This window comes from Pseudonocardia sp. Ae505_Ps2 (assembly GCF_001932425.1).
Taxonomy (GTDB): domain Bacteria; phylum Actinomycetota; class Actinomycetes; order Mycobacteriales; family Pseudonocardiaceae; genus Pseudonocardia.
Map to the genome: position 1 here is coordinate 1,112,791 of NZ_MCIP01000001.1, position 13,699 is coordinate 1,126,489.

Annotated in this window: 17 protein-coding genes; 10 read left to right on the forward strand and 7 right to left on the reverse strand. The window is 75.4% G+C overall.

What is annotated here, in order from left to right; genetic code table 11:
- The first annotated feature begins 1 nt into the window (after nucleotide 1).
- Together Ae505Ps2_RS05115 and Ae505Ps2_RS05120 are read left to right on the forward strand one after the other, a co-directional pair.
- On the forward strand, nucleotides 2-841 hold the full coding sequence (locus Ae505Ps2_RS05115) for a metal ABC transporter ATP-binding protein (RefSeq protein WP_075333963.1): 840 nt from the start codon (nucleotides 2-4) through the stop codon (nucleotides 839-841).
- A gap of 8 nt (nucleotides 842-849) precedes the next feature.
- Entirely contained in the window at nucleotides 850-1,695 is an 846-nt protein-coding gene (locus Ae505Ps2_RS05120; protein WP_075312693.1) for a metal ABC transporter permease, read from the forward strand.
- A gap of 91 nt (nucleotides 1,696-1,786) precedes the next feature.
- Here Ae505Ps2_RS05120 and rlmB read toward each other — a convergent pair whose 3' ends face one another.
- Together rlmB and cysS are read right to left on the reverse strand one after the other, a co-directional pair.
- A complete protein-coding gene (gene rlmB / locus Ae505Ps2_RS05125; protein ID WP_043280415.1) occupies nucleotides 1,787-2,761 on the reverse strand; it encodes a 23S rRNA (guanosine(2251)-2'-O)-methyltransferase RlmB in 975 nt (324 codons plus the stop codon).
- Nucleotides 2,762-2,775: 14 nt separating this feature from the next.
- Nucleotides 2,776-4,167 carry a cysteine--tRNA ligase gene (cysS, locus tag Ae505Ps2_RS05130; protein WP_075309703.1) on the reverse strand — a complete coding sequence of 464 codons (1,392 nt, stop codon included), beginning with the start codon at nucleotides 4,165-4,167 and terminating at the stop codon, nucleotides 2,776-2,778.
- Between the two features lie 67 nt (nucleotides 4,168-4,234).
- On the opposite strand from cysS, the gene Ae505Ps2_RS05135 reads away from it, so the two are divergent.
- On the forward strand, nucleotides 4,235-4,654 hold the full coding sequence (locus tag Ae505Ps2_RS05135; protein WP_043280414.1) for a VOC family protein: 420 nt from the start codon (nucleotides 4,235-4,237) through the stop codon (nucleotides 4,652-4,654).
- Nucleotides 4,655-4,689: 35 nt separating this feature from the next.
- Here Ae505Ps2_RS05135 and ispF read toward each other — a convergent pair whose 3' ends face one another.
- The 3 genes from ispF to Ae505Ps2_RS05150 are packed head-to-tail and all read right to left on the reverse strand — an operon-like array spanning nucleotide 4,690 to nucleotide 6,367.
- The gene (ispF, locus tag Ae505Ps2_RS05140; protein WP_075309701.1) at nucleotides 4,690-5,157 is read right to left on the reverse strand and encodes a 2-C-methyl-D-erythritol 2,4-cyclodiphosphate synthase; all 468 of its coding nucleotides are present in this window, start codon (nucleotides 5,155-5,157) and stop codon (nucleotides 4,690-4,692) included.
- Nucleotides 5,154-5,870, reverse strand: coding sequence for a 2-C-methyl-D-erythritol 4-phosphate cytidylyltransferase (gene ispD / locus Ae505Ps2_RS05145; RefSeq protein ID WP_075309699.1), 717 nt, complete (start codon nucleotides 5,868-5,870; stop codon nucleotides 5,154-5,156). The genes ispF and ispD overlap by 4 nt, the downstream gene beginning before the upstream one ends.
- Nucleotides 5,871-5,875: 5 nt before the next feature.
- On the reverse strand, nucleotides 5,876-6,367 hold the full coding sequence (locus tag Ae505Ps2_RS05150; protein ID WP_020625956.1) for a CarD family transcriptional regulator: 492 nt from the start codon (nucleotides 6,365-6,367) through the stop codon (nucleotides 5,876-5,878).
- A gap of 345 nt (nucleotides 6,368-6,712) precedes the next feature.
- On the opposite strand from Ae505Ps2_RS05150, the gene Ae505Ps2_RS05155 reads away from it, so the two are divergent.
- Complete coding sequence (locus tag Ae505Ps2_RS05155) at nucleotides 6,713-7,450, forward strand: copper chaperone PCu(A)C (protein ID WP_075309697.1); 738 nt, start codon at nucleotides 6,713-6,715, stop codon at nucleotides 7,448-7,450.
- Nucleotides 7,447-8,826 (forward strand): DNA repair protein RadA, encoded by a 1,380-nt coding sequence (gene radA, locus Ae505Ps2_RS05160; protein WP_075309695.1) that lies wholly within the window; start codon nucleotides 7,447-7,449, stop codon nucleotides 8,824-8,826. The genes Ae505Ps2_RS05155 and radA overlap by 4 nt, the downstream gene beginning before the upstream one ends.
- 3 nt (nucleotides 8,827-8,829) lie before the next feature.
- Here the strand turns inward: radA and Ae505Ps2_RS31780 are convergent, their stop codons facing one another.
- Nucleotides 8,830-9,666 (reverse strand): hypothetical protein, encoded by an 837-nt coding sequence (locus Ae505Ps2_RS31780; protein ID WP_075333964.1) that lies wholly within the window; start codon nucleotides 9,664-9,666, stop codon nucleotides 8,830-8,832.
- A 423-nt stretch (nucleotides 9,667-10,089) separates the two neighbouring features.
- Between Ae505Ps2_RS31780 and Ae505Ps2_RS05175 the strand changes: the two genes are divergently transcribed.
- The 5 genes from Ae505Ps2_RS05175 (at nucleotide 10,090) to Ae505Ps2_RS05195 (ending at nucleotide 13,035) form a co-directional block, all read left to right on the forward strand.
- Nucleotides 10,090-10,953, forward strand: a complete 864-nt coding sequence (locus Ae505Ps2_RS05175) for an A/G-specific adenine glycosylase (RefSeq protein ID WP_075554179.1) — start codon at nucleotides 10,090-10,092, stop codon at nucleotides 10,951-10,953.
- Between the two features lie 12 nt (nucleotides 10,954-10,965).
- Nucleotides 10,966-11,490: a 2'-5' RNA ligase family protein gene (locus Ae505Ps2_RS05180; protein WP_075309689.1), complete on the forward strand. Its 525-nt coding sequence runs from the start codon at nucleotides 10,966-10,968 to the stop codon at nucleotides 11,488-11,490.
- A 9-nt stretch (nucleotides 11,491-11,499) separates the two neighbouring features.
- Nucleotides 11,500-11,853, forward strand: coding sequence for an MmcQ/YjbR family DNA-binding protein (locus Ae505Ps2_RS05185; protein WP_075309687.1), 354 nt, complete (start codon nucleotides 11,500-11,502; stop codon nucleotides 11,851-11,853).
- A 10-nt stretch (nucleotides 11,854-11,863) separates the two neighbouring features.
- Entirely contained in the window at nucleotides 11,864-12,181 is a 318-nt protein-coding gene (locus Ae505Ps2_RS05190; protein WP_075312689.1) for an antibiotic biosynthesis monooxygenase, read from the forward strand.
- 113 nt (nucleotides 12,182-12,294) lie between these two features.
- On the forward strand, nucleotides 12,295-13,035 hold the full coding sequence (locus Ae505Ps2_RS05195) for a Sir2 family NAD-dependent protein deacetylase (protein WP_020626795.1): 741 nt from the start codon (nucleotides 12,295-12,297) through the stop codon (nucleotides 13,033-13,035).
- Nucleotides 13,036-13,091: 56 nt separating this feature from the next.
- Here the strand turns inward: Ae505Ps2_RS05195 and Ae505Ps2_RS05200 are convergent, their stop codons facing one another.
- A complete protein-coding gene (locus Ae505Ps2_RS05200) occupies nucleotides 13,092-13,676 on the reverse strand; it encodes a cysteine hydrolase family protein (RefSeq protein ID WP_075309685.1) in 585 nt (194 codons plus the stop codon).
- Nucleotides 13,677-13,699: the final 23 nt, after the last annotated feature.

A 13,699-nucleotide genomic window follows, 5' to 3' on the forward strand; every position in this document is an offset into this window, starting at 1 on the left:
CATGGGATTCCCGGAACGGTCCGCGCTGTCGCTGCGCGGGGCAGGCCTGCGGTTCGGGGACCGGACCCTGTGGTCCGGCCTCGACCTGGACGTCGCACCCGGCGAGTTCGTCGCCGTCCTCGGCCCGAACGGCTCCGGCAAGACGACGCTGATGCGCGTCCTGCTGGGGCTGCTCCCGCTGTCCGAGGGCACCGTGACCGTCGGTGGGCACACCCCGCGACGCGGCAGCCCCGAGATCGGCTACGTCCCGCAGCAGCAGCCGCTGGACCCGGACCTGCCGCTGCGCGGGCGCGACCTCGTCGGTCTCGGCCTCGACGGGCACCGCTTCGGCCTCGGTCTGGGGCGGCGACGCGAGCGGCGCGAGCGGGTCGACCGCGCGCTGTCCCAGGTCGGCGGCACCGGGTACGCCGACGCCCCGGTCGGGCGGCTGTCCGGCGGCGAGCAGCAACGGCTGCGGGTCGCGCAGGCACTCGTCGGGGACCCGGCGGTGCTGCTGTGCGACGAGCCCCTGCTCAGCCTGGACCTGTCCCACCAGCGGATCGTGACCCGGCTGATCGACGAGCGCCGCCGCGCCGCGGACACCGCGGTGCTGTTCGTGACCCACGAGATCAACCCGGTGCTGCCGCTGGTGGACCGGGTCCTCTACCTCGTCGACGGCCGGTTCTCGATCGGCACCACCGACGAGGTCATGACCTCGGAGACGCTGTCGCGGCTCTACCGCACCGACGTCGACGTGCTGCGGGTCCGGGACCGGCTGGTCGTGGTCGGGGCCGACGACTCGCCGGTCACCCGCGACGAGCACGCCGAGCACGGCGTCACCACGGTCGGGGGTGGCGCGTGACCGAGTTCCTGGCCCGCATCCTCGATCTGTCCGGCACCGGCGCACTGCTGGGCTACCCGTTCGTCCGCAACGCGCTCATCGCCTGCGCGGTGCTCGGGCTGGTCGCCGGGCTGCTCGCCCCGCTGATCGTCAGCCGCGGGATGGCCTTCGCCGTGCACGGCACCGCCGAGCTGGCCTTCACCGGCGCCGCGGCCGGGCTGCTGCTCGGCGTCGCCGTCGGGGTGGGAGCGGTGGTGGGCGCCGTCGTCGCCGCGGTGATCTTCGGTGTGCTGGGGCTGCGGCAACGCGAGCGGGACTCCGCGATCGGCGTGGTGATGGCGTTCGGGCTCGGCCTGGGCGTGCTGTTCCTGGCCCTCTACGACGGCCGCTCCTCCAACCGCTTCGGCCTGCTCACCGGCTCGATCGTCTCGGTCGACCAGCAGAACCTGTGGGTGCTGGGGGTCGTCGCGGCCGTCGTGCTCGCGACGCTGGCGGTGCTCTACCGGCCGCTGCTGTTCGCCAGCACCGACCCCGACGTCGCAGTGGCGCGCGGCGTGCCCGTCCGCGCGCTGACCCTGGTGTTCAGCGTGCTGATCGGGCTGGTGACGGCGCTGGCCGTGCCGATCGTCGGCGCGATCCTGGTGCTGTCGGTGCTGATCGTGCCCGGCGCCGCGGCGAACCGGGTGACCGCGAACCCGCTGCTGGCGACCGTCATCGCGATCGTCATCGCGGAGGTCGCACTGGTCGGCGGGACGATCCTGTCGCTGGCGCCGGGGCTGCCGATCTCGGCCTACGTGGCGACCATCGGGTTCGTCGCCTACCTGCTGTGCCGCCTGGTGGGCCGGCTGCGCGGCCGGGGCCCGGTCCGCGCCTGATCCGCACGGCGCGCGGTGATCCGCTGTTCGCGCGCGTCCGGACGCGCGCGGGGAACGGATCACCGCGCGTCGCGGCGATCATGGGATCGGGTCAGCGGTGGGTGCGACGGCGGCGGGCCACCTCGGCCAGCACGACGCCGGTGGCGACGGAGGCGTTCAGCGACTCCACCCGGCCGGCCAGGGGGATCGAGACGGTCACGTCGCAGGTCTCGCGGACCAGCCGGGACAGCCCCTTGCCCTCCGACCCGGTGACGATCACCAGCGGCCCGGTGGCCAGGTCGAAGTCGTCGAGGGAGACGTCGCCGTCGGCGGCCAGGCCCGCGACCATCAGCCCGGCGGAGGCGTACTCCTGCAGGGTGCGGGTCAGGTTCGTGGCGCGTGCGACCGGGACCCGGGCCGCGGTGCCCGCCGAGGTCCGCCAGGCGACCGCGGTCATGCCGGCGGCGCGCCGCTGCGGCACGACGACGCCGTGCCCGCCGAACGCCCCCACCGACCGGACGACCGCACCCAGGTTGCGCGGGTCGGTCACCCCGTCCAGGGCCACGGCCAGTGCCGGGCGCCCGGAGTGCGACGCGGCCTCCAGCACGTCGTCGGGGTGGGCGTAGGAGTACGGCGGCACCTGCAGGGCGAGGCCCTGGTGCAGCGCTCCGCCGCTGATCCGGTCGAGGTCGTTGCGCGGCACCTCCAGGATGGAGATGCCCCGCTCCGCCGCCAGTGCGACGGCCTCGGTGACCCGGTCGTCGGCGGACATGCCGGTGGCCACCTGCAGCGCCGTCGCCGGGACGCCCGCCCGCAGGCACTCGACGACCGGGTTGCGCCCGAGCACGGTCTCCGGGGTCTCCCCGTCACCGCGACGGCCCGCGACCGGGCGTCGGCGCTGCTGCTGGTCCTGGGCGGCACGCCGCGCGGCCGCCCTCGCCTTCGGGTGGCCGGGGCGCATCTCGGCGGGCGGGGTCGGCCCCTTGCCCTTCAGTGCGCGCCGGGCCTGACCGCCGGAACCGACGACCATGCCCTTCTTGGTGCCTTCCTTGCGGATCGCACCGCGGCGCTTGGAATTGCCTGCCATGAGTTCTACGAGTCCTAAGCGTCTTTGAGAGTCCAGGTGGAGCCGTCGGCACCGTCCTCGACGGCGATCCCGGCGGCGAGCAGCTCGTCGCGGAGCCGGTCCGCGGTGGCGAAGTCGCGCTCGGCGCGCGCGGCCCGGCGGCGCTCGAGCATCGACTCCACCAGGGTGCCCAGTGCCTGCCGGGCGGCGTCGCCCGACTCCTCGGCCGCACCGCCGGCTGCCAGCGGGTCCAGGCCGAGCACCTCGGTCGTCGCACGGACCGCGGACGCGGTCCGCAGGGCGCCCGCGACGTCCCCGGCGTCGAGGGCGGTGTTGCCCTCGCGCACCAGGGTGTGCACGGTGCCGAGGGCGAGCGGGGTCCCCAGGTCGTCGTCGAGTGCGGCGGTGAACGCGCCGGGCAGCTCCGTCGCGACCTCGGGCAGGCCGTGCCGCTCGCGCACCCGGTGCACGAACGACTCGATCCGCCGGTACGCGGCGACGGCCTCGTCCAGCGCGGCGTCGGAGTACTCGATCGCCGACCGGTAGTGCGGGCCGACCAGGTAGTAGCGCAGCTCGGCCGGGCGGACCCGCTCGAGCAGGTTCTCGATCGCCAGGGTGTTCCCCAGCGACTTCGACATCTTCTCCCCGCCCATGGTGACCCAGGCGTTGTGCAGCCAGTAGCGGGCGAAGCCGTCGCCGGCGGCGTGGCTCTGGGCGCGCTCGTTCTCGTGGTGCGGGAAGACCAGGTCCAGGCCGCCGCCGTGGATGTCGAACTCCGGGCCGAGGTAGGCCGTCGCCATCGCCGAGCACTCCAGGTGCCAGCCGGGGCGCCCGTTGCCCCAGGGGGTGGGCCAGCTGGGCTCGCCGGGCTTGGCCGCCTTCCACAGCGTGAAGTCCAGCGCGTCGCGCTTGGCGCCGCCCTCGCCCTCACCCTGGTGGACGTCGTCGACGCGCTGACCGGACAGCGCGCCGTAGTCGGGCAGGGTGCGCACGGCGAAGTACACGTCGCCACCCGCGGCGTAGGCGTGACCGCGCTCGATCAGCCGCTCGATCAGCTCGACCATCTGCGTGATGTGCCCGGTCGCCCGGGGCTCCACCGACGGCGGCAGGCAGCCCAGCGCGTCGTACGCGGCGGTGAAGGCCCGCTCGTGGGTGGCCGCCCACTCCCACCACGGACGGCCCGCGGCCTGTGCCTTGCGCAGGATCTTGTCGTCGATGTCGGTGACGTTGCGGACCAGCGTGACGTCGTAGCCGGACCGGGCCAGCCAGCGACGCAGCACGTCGTAGTTCAGCCCCGAGCGGACGTGGCCTATGTGCGGCAGGCCCTGCACCGTCGCCCCACAGACGTACATCGACACGGCTCCGGTCCGCAGCGGCGTGAAGGCGCGCTGCTCCCTGGTCGCTGAGTCGAGAAGTCTGAGGCTCACGTCACCAGGGTACGGGCCTCCGATTCGTCCACTACACGCGCGGTGGGGCTGGGGCAAGGTGTCCGGCATGGCTGTTGAGCGGATGTACCCGCGGCTGGTCGTGCACGACGCCGACGCCGCGATCGACTTCTACCTCGCCGCGTTCGGCGCGGAGCTCGTGGAGCGCTACACCGACGGCTCCGGTGCCGTGGTGCACGCCCTGCTGCGGGCCGGTCGCGCCGAGTGGGCCCTCAAGGACGGCGACGCCGTCGACCCGGCTCCGTCGGGGCCCGGATCGGTGATCATGGCCCTGGAGGTCGACGACCCGGACGCGGTCGCCGCGGCGATGGTGGCCCACGGCGGCCGCGTGCTGTTCCCGGTGACCGACCACGACTACGGGCAGCGCGCCGGGCGGATCGCCGACCCGTTCGGCCACGCCTGGATGGTGGCGGCCCACACCGGCGACCTGACGCCCGAGCAGATCCAGGAGCGGACCGGGCGTCTCTAGCCCGCAGCCCTGGCCCGCAGCTCTGGCCCGCAGCTCTAACCCGCAGCGAGCAGCAGCGCCGTCGCGACGGCGGCGCGCCCCTCACCGCGTCCGGTCAGCCCCAGCCCGTCGGTGGTCGTGCCGGACACCGACACCGGGCCGCCGACCACCTCCGACAGCACCCGTTCGGCCTCGGTCCGGCGTGTGCCGATCTTGGGGTCGTTCCCGATCACCTGGACGGCGGCGTTGCCGACGGTCCAGCCGTCGCGGGCGAGCAGGCGGCGGACCTCGGCGAGCAGGGCCGCCCCGCTCGCGCCCGTCCACTCCGGACGGCCGGTGCCGAACACCGCGCCCAGGTCGCCCAGCCCGGCCGCGGACAGCAGGGCGTCGCACAGGGCGTGCGCGGCGACGTCGCCGTCGGAGTGTCCGGCGCACCCGTCGGTGCCGGTCCACAGCAGACCCGCGACCCAGCAGTCGCGGCCCGGCTCGACCGGGTGCACGTCGGTTCCGATCCCGACCCTCATGCGTGTTCCTCGTGCTCGGTGACGCGGCCCGCCCCGGCGAGCAGCAGTTCGGCGATGCGCAGGTCCCACGCGGTGGTGACCTTGAACGCGAGCGGGTCCCCGGCGACGGTGGCGACCGGGTCGCCGAGCGCCTCGACCAGCCCGGCGTCGTCGGTGCGGGGGTCGGGCGTGTCCGCGTGCGCGCGACGCAGGTCGGCCGCGCGGAATCCCTGCGGGGTCTGCACCGCGCGCAGCTCCGAGCGGTCCACGGTGGACACGACGGTGCCGTCGGCGTCGACCCGCTTGACCGTGTCGGCCACGGGGAGCACCGGGATGACGGCGGGAGCGCCCGCGCGTATGGCGTCGACCACCCGACGGACGACGTCGGGTGGCGTGAGGGGGCGCGCGGCGTCGTGCACCAGCACGACCTCGGCGTCCGGACCGGTAGCGGCGAGGCCCGCCGCGACGGAGGCGGTGCGGTCGGCACCGCCGGCGACGACGGTCGCCGGGCGACCGGGCAGCATCGCCGCGGCGTCGTCCACCTGGTCCGCGGGGACGACGACCACCACGTGCCCGACGACGTCGGACGCGAGAAGGCCGTCGACCGCGCGCACCAGCATGGGAACCCCGGCCAGTCCGACGAACGCCTTGGGCACACCTGCACCCAGCCGCACCCCGGAACCGGCCGCGGGAAGCACCGCGACGACACCCGCCCCGGAGGACGGTCCGTGCACGCCGGTCAGGCGTTCGCGGTGGCGAGCACCTCGTCGAGCAGGACCTCGGCCCGCTCCTCGTCGGTGCCCTCGGCCAGCGCGAGTTCACTGACCAGTATCTGCCTCGCCTTGGCCAGCATCCGCTTCTCACCGGCGGACAGGCCCCGGTCCTTCTCTCGCCGCCACAGGTCGCGGACGACCTCGGCGACCTTGTTCACGTCGCCGGACGTGAGCTTCTCCCAGTTCGCCTTGTACCGGCGCGACCAGTTCGTGGGCTCCTCGGTGTGCGGCGCGCGCAACACCTCGAAGACCCGATCCAATCCCTCCTGGCCCACGACGTCACGAACACCGACCACCTCGACGTTGTCGGCGGGGATGCGCACCGTCAGATCACCCTGCTGGACCTTCAGGACGAGGTACTGCACTTCCTCGCCCTTGATCGTCCGGGTCTCGATCGCCTCGATGAGCGCGGCACCGTGGTGCGGGTAGACGACGGTCTCTCCGACCTTGAAAACCATGTGTCCTCTGGCCCCTTTCGCTGCGTCCAGATTAACACGTCGTCAGAGCGGGACGGCGACCGGCTTTTACCGTCGTCGCAGGTCAGGGGGTTGACAACGGCGGAGGAACGTGTTCCCCGCGGGCGTGGCGCCCGTCGGGGGCCGTCCGGCCACGTGCCGGTCGCCGCCGCGTCACGTCCCGGACCACCGGGTCTTCCGTCCCCGCCGTCCAGTGGGGACGCGGTCGTCACACCCGGGTGCCCGACCGCGCAACCTGTCGGAGCGCGCGACTAGGCTGCCCCCCGACAGACCCAGCACGTGCGCCGGGGGCACTTCGGGGCACCGGCAAGGAAGGACACGACGACCGTGAGCCGCACCCGCCGTTCCGCCCGGACCCTGGCCGGGGTCGCCGGCGCCGCCGCCCTGACCGGCCTGCTGCTCAGCGGCTGCGGGACCGGGCAGATCTCGCAGACCTCCCGCCAGGTCGCCGCCGTGAACGGCGCCAACGTCACGGTCGGCTCGGTCGACCTGCGCGACGTGCAGATCGCCTACCCGACCACGCCCGCCGGTCCGGACGCGCTGTACCGCCAGGGCGGCGCCGCACCGCTCGTCGCGACCCTGGTCAACACCGCTCCGGTCGCCGACCGCCTGCTGTCGGTCACCTCCCCCGCCGCGGCGTCGGTGCAGATCCAGGGCGACCCGACCATGCCGCAGGACATCGCGCTGGTCTCGCCGGGCAACCTGCAGCTCTCCCCGACCAACGCCAAGCGGGTCCAGCTCGTCGCCGAAGGTCTGACCCGTCCGGTCCCGGCCGGGGCGCAGATCCCGATGACCTTCGTGTTCGAGAGGGCCGGCTCGGTGACCGTCACCGTCCCGACCGGCGTGCCGCACACCGCGGGCTCGCCGGGGCACGCCCCGGAGCGGGCGTCGTTCGACTCCGAGGAGTCCGGCACCAACGGCGCCGAGACCGGCGTGAACTCCGAGACCGGCGGCCAGGCCGAGGCCCCGCCGGTCGACCGGCCGAACCCGGTCCCGGCCGGTGAGGGCGCCCCCGTCGCGCCCGGCAACGAGGGCAGCGGCGCCGGCGGCGCCGCCGGCAACTGACCCCCCGGTCCCGCGCCGCCCGCTCGGGCGGCTACCGCTGCACCGAGTGCGACCACCGCACGGCGCAGTGGGTGGGGCGTTGTCCGGGCTGCCAGGCCTGGGGCTCGCTGGAGCAGGTCGAGCCGGTGCGCACCGGCGGGGGCGGCCGGACCGTCGTCGCCGGAGCACCCAGCACCCCGGCCCGGCGGATCGCCGAGGTGGAGCTGGACTCCGCCAGGGCCCGGCCGACCGGCGTCGACGAGCTGGACCGGGTGCTCGGTGGCGGGCTCGTCCCGGGCGCGGTGGTCCTGCTGGCCGGTGAGCCGGGCGTCGGCAAGTCGACGCTGCTCCTGGAGGTCGCCGCGCAGGCCGCGGCCCGGTCCCGGGTCCTGTACGTCTCGGGTGAGGAGTCCGCGGGCCAGGTGCGGCTGCGCGCCGAGCGGACCGGCGGCGTCCACGACGAGCTCTACCTCGCCGCCGAGTCCGATCTGGAGTCGGTGCTGGGCCACGTCGACGCGCTGCGGCCGTCGCTGCTGGTGGTGGACTCGATCCAGACCATGTCCACCGCCTCGGTCGACGGCAGCCCCGGCGGGGTGACCCAGACCCGCGCCGTGACCGTGGGACTGACCGCGCTGGCGAAGGAGCGCGGCCTGGCCGTGCTCCTCGTCGGCCACGTCACCAAGGACGGCGGCATCGCGGGCCCGCGGGTGCTGGAGCACCTGGTCGACGTGGTGCTGCACTTCGAGGGCGACAAGCACTCGGCGCTGCGGATGGTCCGCGGGGTGAAGAACCGGTTCGGCCCGGCCGACGAGGTCGGCTGCTTCGAGCTGCGCGACTCGGGCATCGTCGGCCTCGCCGACCCCTCGGGGCTGTTCCTCGGCCGGTTCGGCCAGGGCGCCGACGCGGTGCAGCCGGGGACCGCGGTGACCGTCGTGATGGACGGGCGACGCCCGCTGCTCGCCGAGGTTCAGGCGCTGGTGGCGGGAGCGAACATCCCGAGCCCGCGCCGGGCGGTGACCGGGCTGGACTCGTCGCGGGTGCCGATGCTGCTCGCCGTCGTCGAGCGGCGGGGCGGGCTCAAGCTGCACGACGCCGAGGTCTACACCGCGACCGTCGGCGGGATGCGGATCACCGAGCCCGCGGCCGACCTCGCGATCGCGCTCGCGGTCGTCTCGGCGAAGCGGGACGCGGCCCTGCCCGCGGACCTCGTCGTGCTGGGCGAGCTCGGGCTGGCCGGCGAACTGCGCCGGGTGCACGGGGTGGACCGGCGCCTCGCGGAGGCCGCGCGGCTGGGCTTCACCCGGGCGATCGTCCCGACCGGGGCCGAGGTCGGCCGCACCGGCATGCAGATCACCGAGGCCTCGTCGCTGCGCGAGATCATGGCCCGCATCCGCTGAGCCTCAGCTCATGAGCAGCGGGACGGGCTCGCTCACGACCTGGTCGAGCCGGGCCAGGACCCGGTAGCCGCCGGGGCCCACCCGGGTGCGCTCGCCCGCGCAGCCGGGCTCGGAGCCGAGCCCGGTCCAGGTCACGGCGAAGGCCACCGGCTGGCCGGGCACCAGGGTCCGCAGATCGTCCGACGACGGGTTGGAGCAGTCGTTGGACGACCAGAGCTTGGTCGCCCCGTCGCCGCTCCACACCGCGATCTCCTGCTGGGCGCCGTCGAGGTCGCGCACGCAGGGCTGGCCGGAGACGTTGGTGACGACCAGCCGGAGCTCGGGTCGCGCGCCGGCGGGATAGGTCGGCTGCCCCGTCTCGGCGCGCACCTCGATCATCGCGTCGGTGCAGGGCACCGGGCCGGTCGGCGGGGACGGTGCCGCCTGCGGCACCTGCACGGACGGGCGTGGCGTGTCGTCGGGGCGGACCGTCTCGTCCGCCGGGCCCGCGTTCGGGGTCACGGGCCCGGCGGACGTCCCCGCCGCGGCGGCCGGAGGCGCTCCGGGCGCGGCGGGGGCGGGGAGCGGCACGGACGGGGGCGTCCCCGTCCCCGGGGCTGGGGATGCCGGGGACGGGGACGCCGGGGACGGCGCGGGGGCCGCCGTCCCGGTGTCCGATGTGGTCTGCGACGACTGGGGGCTCGTCTGTGCGGCCGTCCCGGTGGGCTCGTCGGAACCCCGCGGGACCAGCACCCAGGTGGTGAGCCACAGCAACGCGAAGAGCGCGAGCAGCGCGACGCCGACCGCGCACGCGCGCCGACGCCAGTAGACCGACGCCGGCAGGGGACCCACCGGGTGCATGTCACTGACGGTAGATCTCCGGTTACGCGAAGTCGCCAACGCCGCGCCGGGACCGGACATGTCCGGCGAGGTCCACCCGGCGGGGCGACCCGCGCGTCCCGACCGGGTGAGCACACCGGCGGAACGGTCGCCCGCGCACTCCTCGGACCGACCCGGACGGGGTCGCCGAACCGGATCGCCCGACCCCCGTGCAGGTGACTCGTCGACCTGGGGTGACCGCCGTCGTCAGGCGACACCGTCCCGACCGGTCCGGCGCGGCGGGGAACCGCCCCGGTCGTGGCGCGCGCCCCGGTGGCGGACGCGGTAGTGCACGTGATCCACATGCCGGGCCCGCGTCGGCCTCCCGCGACGCCGACGCACCCGACCCGTTCCCCCGGTGGGGTCGTCGCCGGGGCCCGGCCCGGGGCACGCGACACTGGGGTGGTGGCGGCCGATCTGATCTCCCCGTGGTTCCGGGCGCACGCCCGCGACCTGCCGTGGCGGCGCCCCGAGACCACCCCGTGGGGCGTGCTCGTCAGCGAGTTCATGCTCCAGCAGACCCCGGTCGCGCGGGTCGAGCCGGTCTGGCGGGCCTGGATGGAGCGCTGGCCCGCGCCGTCGTCGCTGGCGGCCGCGCCGCGCGCGGACGTGCTGCGGACCTGGGGCAAGCTCGGCTACCCGCGCCGCGCGATCCGGCTGCACGACGCGGCCGCGGCGATCGCGGAGCAGCACGGCGACGCCGTCCCCTCCGACGTCGAGGCGCTCGAGGCCCTGCCGGGCGTCGGCTCCTACACCGCGCGGGCGGTGGCGGCGTTCGGCTTCGGCCTGCGTGCCGCCGTCGTCGACACCAACGTCCGGAGGGTGGTGGCCCGCGCGGTGCACGGACAGGGCGACGCCGGGCCGGCCCGCACCCGGGCCGACCTGGCCGACGTCGACGCGCTGCTGCCCGACGACGACGCCGAGGCCGCCGTCGTCTCCGCCGGCCTGATGGAGCTGGGCGCGGTGGTCTGCACCGCCCGCTCGCCGCACTGCGCGGACTGCCCGGTCGCGGCCCGCTGCGCCTGGGTGGCGGCAGGCCGCCCCGCCTACGACGGCCCGCGCAAACCGGTCCAGGGCTTCGCCGGCACCGACCGCCAGGTGCGCGGCAGGCTCATGGACGTGTTGCGCGCCGCGCACGGGCCGGTCGAGCGGGCCGCGCTGGACGCCGTCTGGTCCGATGCGGGCCAGCGCGACCGGTGCCTGCACTCGCTGCTCGTCGACGGGCTGGCCGAGCAGACCGACGACGGCCGCTTCGCCCTCCCCGTCTGAGCGGCGGCCCCGATGCCCAGCACCGTCCGGTTCCGGCTCGACGACGACGGCGCCGCCGCACTCACCGCGCTGCGCGACCGGCTCGCCGGGGCCGGGATCCCGGTCCCGGCCGGGACGCCGCACGTGACCGTCGCCGCGGCGGGCACGATCCCGCCGACCGCCGTGCGGGAGCTGACCGCCCAGCTGCGGCTGGTCGCGCTGCCGGTGCTGTGGCTGGCCGGTCTCGGTTCGGTCGGCCCGGACGCACCGGAGGTGCTGGCGCTGACCGCCGTCACCGACCCCGAGGTGCTGGCCGTGCACACCGCCGTGCACGACGCGCTGGCCGGACGGGTGCGAGGAGCGCACGCCGCGCACCTGCCGGGCTCCTGGCTGCCGCACGTGGTGCTGGCGACCGGGCGGCCCGCCGCGGCCTTCGCGCTGCTGCACCCGGTCTCCCCGGTGCGGGCGCGGATCACCGCCGTCGAGCTGCACGACTCACGCACCGGGGAGACGGCGGTCCTCGGAGCGCGGCCGGAGGGCCCCGCCCGTCGCCCCTAGGCTTGCCCCGTGGGGGACGAACAGGACGTGCGGCGGATCGCGCTCGCCCTCGACGGTGTCGTCGAGAACCCGAGCGAGGGGTTCGACTTCCGGGTGCGCGGCAAGGGCTTCGTGTGGTCGTGGCCGGAGCGGGTGCCCGGCAGACGACGGGTGATCAGGACCGACGTCGCGGTGCTGTACGTCGGCGACGAGGCGGAGAAGCAGGCCCTGCTGCTCGGCGAGCCCGACCTGTTCTTCACCGACCCCGGGCACGCACCGTGGCCGCTGGTGCTCGTCCGCCTGGAGCAGGTGGACACCGGCCGGCTGGCCGAGCTGATCGGTGACGCGTGGCGCATGCGCGTCGACGAGGCCGGGCGGGGATAACGTGGCGGGCATGGCCATTGTGAAGATCAACGCGATCGAGGTCCCGGAGAACGCGGGCCCCGAGCTGGAGAAGCGGTTCGCGAACCGCCTGCACGCCGTCGACGGGCAGCCCGGCTTCCTCGGGTTCGAGCTGCTGCGCCCGGTCTCCGGCGACGACCGGTACTTCGTCGTGACCCGCTGGGAGACCGAGGAGGACTTCCAGGCCTGGCGCGCGGGGCCGGCCGCCGAGGCGCACGCCGGTGAGCGCTCGCCGCAGCCGGTCGCCAAGGGCGCGTCACTGCTGGAGTTCGAGGTCGTCGACCTGCAGCAGATCGCGGCGGGGTCCTGATCGACCCTCACCCCGACCCCGGCGAGGTCGCCGCGGCCTTCTCCACCGAGATCGCCGCGGCGGCGCGCCTGGTCCGTGACGCGGACGCCCTGCTGATCACCGCGGGCGCGGGGATGGGCGTGGACTCCGGGCTGCCGGACTTCCGCGGCGGCGAGGGCTTCTGGCGGGCCTACCCGCCCTACGCGCGCCTCGGGCTGCGTTTCGAGGAGCTGGCCGACCCGGAGCACTTCGCCGACGACCCGGAGCTGGCCTGGGGCTTCTACGGCCACCGCCTGCACCTCTACCGGGACACCGTGCCGCACCCCGGGTTCGCGGTGCTGCGCCGCTGGGCCGACCGGATGCCGTCGAACGTGTTCACCTCGAACGTCGACGGCCAGTTCCAGCGGGCGGGCTTCGCCCCGGAGGACGTCGCCGAGGTCCACGGCTCCATCCACCACCTGCAGTGCCTGCGGCTCTGCGGCCACGGCGTGTGGCCCGCCGACGGCGTCGAGGTGCCGGTCGACGAGGCCACCATGCGCGCCGTCGGTGAGCTGCCCCGCTGCCCGGGCTGCGGCGGGCTCGCCCGTCCGGCGATCCTGATGTTCGGCGACGGCGGCTGGGACGACTCCCACGCCGCGACGGCGCTGCAGCGTCACGTGGACTGGCTGGCGGCGCACCGGGCCGGGGTGGTCGTCGTCGAGCTGGGGGCGGGCGGGGCCCTGCCCACGGTGCGTCGCCGCTCGGAGCTGGCCTCGGCCGCGACCGGCGCGCTGGTGCGGATCAACGTCCGCGAGCCGCAGGTGCGCCACGGCCGCGGTGTCGGCATCCCGGCCCCCGCCGCCGCGACCCTCGCCGCGATCGACGCCGTCCTCTGACGACACCGCCCTCTGACCGGCCCGCCCGAGCCCGTCCGGGCCCGGGCGGGTGCGGCTCAGGAGGGGACGGCCTTCTGGTCCGGGACGACGATCGCGGGCAGGTCGGCGAGGCCGGCCAGCGCCGCGTCGTGGACCTCGGCCGCCGCGACGGTGCCGTGCACGCCGGGCAGGGCCCGGGTGGCCGTGGCCGCCGCGACGACGGTCGGCACGTAGCCGCCCGAGAACGCGCTGCGCGCGGTGGAGTTCACGCACATGTGCGTCATGAACCCGGCGAGCACGAGGTCCTGGTAGCCCTCCAGCAGCTCCGCCAGCCCGGTGTGGACGAACGCGCTGGGGAAGTTCTTGGTCACCACCGCCTCGCCGTCGCGCGGGGCCACCGAGTCGTGGATGGCACCGATCGGCACGGTGACGTCGTACGGGCTGCCCGCACCGGCGTCGTGCCGGACGTGGATGATCCGGGACCCGGCGGAGCGGGCGCGGTCGAGCAGCTCGGCCGCCTCGCCGAGGGCCGGCTCGACGTTCTCGAGCCGCATCACGCCCTCGGTGTAGGTGTTCTGCAGGTCGATCATGATGAGTGCGGAGCGGGACAGCGGCGCCGGGTCCGCCGGCAGGCCCATCAGTCCGCGCAGGGTGTGCGTCATCGGTGCTCCTCGCCCCGGGTACG

Coding starts and splice junctions, on each gene's coding strand:
- Ae505Ps2_RS05150 (WP_020625956.1), bottom strand. CDS start 6,367: ATGGTTTTCAAGGTCGGAGAGACCGTCGTCTACCCGCACCACGGTGCC.
- rlmB (WP_043280415.1), bottom strand. CDS start 2,761: ATGGCAGGCAATTCCAAGCGCCGCGGTGCGATCCGCAAGGAAGGCACC.
- Ae505Ps2_RS05135 (WP_043280414.1), top strand. CDS start 4,235: ATGGCTGTTGAGCGGATGTACCCGCGGCTGGTCGTGCACGACGCCGAC.
- Ae505Ps2_RS05115 (WP_075333963.1), top strand. CDS start 2: ATGGGATTCCCGGAACGGTCCGCGCTGTCGCTGCGCGGGGCAGGCCTG.
- Ae505Ps2_RS05190 (WP_075312689.1), top strand. CDS start 11,864: ATGGCCATTGTGAAGATCAACGCGATCGAGGTCCCGGAGAACGCGGGC.
- Ae505Ps2_RS31780 (WP_075333964.1), bottom strand. CDS start 9,666: ATGCACCCGGTGGGTCCCCTGCCGGCGTCGGTCTACTGGCGTCGGCGC.
- Ae505Ps2_RS05195 (WP_020626795.1), top strand. CDS start 12,295: ATGGGCGTGGACTCCGGGCTGCCGGACTTCCGCGGCGGCGAGGGCTTC.
- ispF (WP_075309701.1), bottom strand. CDS start 5,157: ATGAGGGTCGGGATCGGAACCGACGTGCACCCGGTCGAGCCGGGCCGC.
- Ae505Ps2_RS05180 (WP_075309689.1), top strand. CDS start 10,966: ATGCCCAGCACCGTCCGGTTCCGGCTCGACGACGACGGCGCCGCCGCA.
- Ae505Ps2_RS05200 (WP_075309685.1), bottom strand. CDS start 13,676: ATGACGCACACCCTGCGCGGACTGATGGGCCTGCCGGCGGACCCGGCG.